2 protein-coding genes are annotated in these 3,288 nt (G+C 61.4%); one reads left to right on the plus strand and one right to left on the minus strand.

Features of this window, described 5'->3' with window-relative positions; translation table 11 throughout:
• The coding region (locus tag EN879_RS29220; RefSeq protein WP_127274422.1) for an efflux RND transporter permease subunit at window positions 1-2,130 on the plus strand (2,130 nt) is incomplete at its 5' end.
• Window positions 2,131-2,328: 198 nt separating this feature from the next.
• Here the strand turns inward: EN879_RS29220 and EN879_RS29225 are convergent.
• The gene (locus EN879_RS29225; RefSeq protein WP_013529305.1) at window positions 2,329-2,784 is read right to left on the minus strand and encodes a L,D-transpeptidase; all 456 of its coding nucleotides are present in this window, start codon (window positions 2,782-2,784) and stop codon (window positions 2,329-2,331) included.
• Window positions 2,785-3,288: the final 504 nt, after the last annotated feature.

Consider the following 3,288-nt stretch of genomic DNA (forward strand, 5'->3'; position numbering starts at 1 on the left):
GTCTACGACGCGACCGGGCAGATCAGCGCCTCGATTGAAGAGGTGTTCAAGACCATCGGCGAGGCGGTTGCCATCGTCGTCGTCGTCATCCTTCTGTTCCTTGGCTCCTTCCGGTCGGTGATGATGCCGATCATCACCATCCCGTTGTCGCTGATCGGCGTCTGCTTCCTTTTGTTCGCGGTTGGCTACTCGATCAACCTTCTGTCGCTGCTGGCCATGGTGCTGGCGATCGGCCTGGTCGTCGACGACGCCATCGTGGTGGTGGAGAACATCCATCGTCACATGGAAGAAGATCACATGTCGCCGATGCAGGCTGCGTTCAGCGGTATGCGCGAAATCGCATCAGCCATCGTTGCCATGACCATGACGCTGGCCGCCGTGTTCGCACCGCTGGCATTTACCGGCGGCCTGACCGGCGCGCTGTTCCGTGAATTCGCGGTCACGCTCGCCGGCTCGGTGGTGCTGTCGGGTGTCATCGCCATCACCATCACCCCGATGATGTCGGCACGCCTCTTGAAGTCCGGCACGCCGGGCCGTTTCCAGCGCATTGTCGACGGCACCTTCGCGCGCGTCGAGCATGTCTATGAACGCGCCGTCACCGGATCGCTGAACTATCGCCCGTTGACGTTGATCATCGTGCTTGCGCTTGTCGGCGTCACCGGCTTCATGTTCACCAAGACCTCGAGCGAACTTGCGCCGGAAGAGGACCAGGGCTTTCTGCTCTCGATTGTGACGGCGCCGCGTTATGCGACGTCCGATTATACCGAGACATACGTCAACCAGATCCTCGGCCTGGTGAAGGATATTCCCGAAACACGGGCGCAGTTCTCGGCCGTCGCCTTCGGCGGCACGACAAACAGCGCCTTCGTCGGCTATGCCTTCAAGGACTGGGCGGAACGCAAGCGCAATTCGAAGGAACTGCAGGCTGACATTACGGCCCGTATCGCCAAAGTGGCCGGTGTCGAGGCCTTCGTCTTCGCACCGCCGACGCTGCCGGGCTCCGGCGGCGGCCTGCCCATTTCCATGGTGGTGCGATCGACCGGCGCTTCCTCGGCAGTGTACGAGGTGGCCGAGCAGATCAAGAACAAGGCGCAGGCCTCCGGCCGCTTCATCGTCGTGCAGAATTCGATGGCCTATGACGCACCGGAGGTGACGGTGACCATCGACCGCGACCGCGCCGCCGCGCTGAACCTGCCGATCGCCGATATCGGCCGCACGCTGACCTTGCTGGTCGGCGGCGCCGAAGTGGCGCAGTTCGACCGCGATTCCAACAGCTACGACATCATCCCGCAGGTGCCGCAGGAGTTCCGCGACGACCCCGACAAGCTCGGCGAATACTTCGTGCGCAGCGTGACCGGCGAGATGGTGCCGCTATCGGCGGTGGTCAAGATTTCGACCAATGCGGCGCCGGCGGCAATCGAGCAGTTCAACCAGCTGAATTCGTCGACGATTTCGGCGCTTCCGCTGCCCGGCGTCACCACCGGCGACGGGCTGAAGGCGCTGGAGGACATCGCCAAGGAGAGCCTGCCCGACACGTTCTTCATCGATTATTCCGGTCAATCGCGACAGGAAAAGGAACAGGGCAACACCATCCTGATCGCTTTCGCGGCCGCAGTTGTCGTCATCTATCTGGTGCTGGCGGCGCAGTTTGAAAGCTTCCGTGACCCGCTGATCATCATGATGGCGGTGCCGTTGTCGATCTTCGGCGCGATCGTGCCGCTCAATCTGGGCCTCGGCACGCTCAACATCTACACGCAGGTCGGCCTGATCACACTGATCGGTCTGATAACCAAGCACGGCATCCTGCTGGTCGAGTTCGCCAACCAGCAGCGTGAAAAGCATGGCATGCGGCGGCGCGATGCCATCATCGCCTCGGCCAAGGTGCGCCTGCGGCCGATCCTGATGACGACGGCGGCGATGGCGCTCGGCGTTGTGCCGCTGATCACGTCCAGCGGCGCTGGTGCCGCGGCCCGCTATTCGATGGGCCTGGTCATCTTCACCGGCATCCTGGTCGGCACCATATTCACGCTCTTCGTCGTGCCCATGTTCTACACCTTTATCGCCAGCAAGGACCTGCCTCATCTGGCGGAGAAGCCGGACCCCAAGCTGATGCCGGCACTGCCGAGCTAGGACGGTCTAGGGAGTCCCGCCCAGAAATGCGCGGGGCAAATCGATGGAAACAAAAGAAAAGAGGCCGGGAAATTCCCGGCCTCTTTTCTTTTTGGCTGGGCTCGATACCGCCGGTTTGAACTGTACGCAATACCGCAGCGTTTCCGGAGGGAGCTTTGAGGCGCGGCAGCATGCTGCCACGCCACCGTTTCCAGCCTGCTACTTGACGATGACGATGCTGGTGTTGGTCGCCCCGAAGGTTTCGACGAGCTGGTAGAAATCGGCGGCGTTGTCGGGGTGCAGCCGCACGCAGCCATGCGAAGCCGGCTGGCCGAGGCGCTTGATCGCATAGGTCGCGTGCACCGCATAGCCGCCGCTGAAGAAGACCGAGTGCGGCATCGGGGCGTTGTCGTATTTCTTCGAATACCACATTTCATGCATGCGGGTCGGCTTGAACGAGCCGGTCGGCGTCACATGGGCCCGGTCGCCGGTGGAGACTTTCCAGGCGAAGGTCGGCCGGCCGTCGACGGAGACTTCCATGATCTGCTGCGAAAGCGAAACGCGCGCCACGATCTTGTTGGCGGCATGCGCGGCGCCCGAGCCGAACAGCAGTGCGGCACCGGTCAGCGCGGCGGCGGCGATGTTGATGAGCTTGGCGGAAATGGCGGTATGCATGAAGAAAATCCCCTCTCTCTGCCGGTCCAGCCGGCTCCAATTCGATGGCTGCTTATCCCAACGTCATGTTTCGGAGAGATTTCGCAAAATGCTCATTTGTGTTTCGAATCTGTTTCCACTGGTTAACAAACGCCAACCCCATTAGAGCCGTCGGTGGCCCGCCAGCGAGACCATAGCAAGACCAAGGTCAGGAACATGGGTATCCGTCGCTAAACGAAAGTGCGAATTAGCAGTATTCGAAAGGACCGCCGTAGATCTCGAAACCGAACTGCAACAAAGCGAGGTTTCAAGCGGCATGATCCGGATACGGGCCGCAAGCAAAGTTGACGCAACGAAAACAGCCGGTAACGAACATGGGAACGAAATCGAACGCGCTGTCCTGGCTTTTCAGGATCAGCATCGCGGCAGCGGTCATCGGCGGCGTCGGCATGGTTGCCGGCACCCCGCTGACAAGCCTCGGCGCGATGACTTCAGGCGAGATTTCGACCCTGCACGCCGCACTGT

The organism is Mesorhizobium sp. M7A.F.Ca.AU.002.02.1.1 (genome assembly GCF_003998535.1).
GTDB lineage: Bacteria > Pseudomonadota > Alphaproteobacteria > Rhizobiales > Rhizobiaceae > Mesorhizobium > Mesorhizobium ciceri.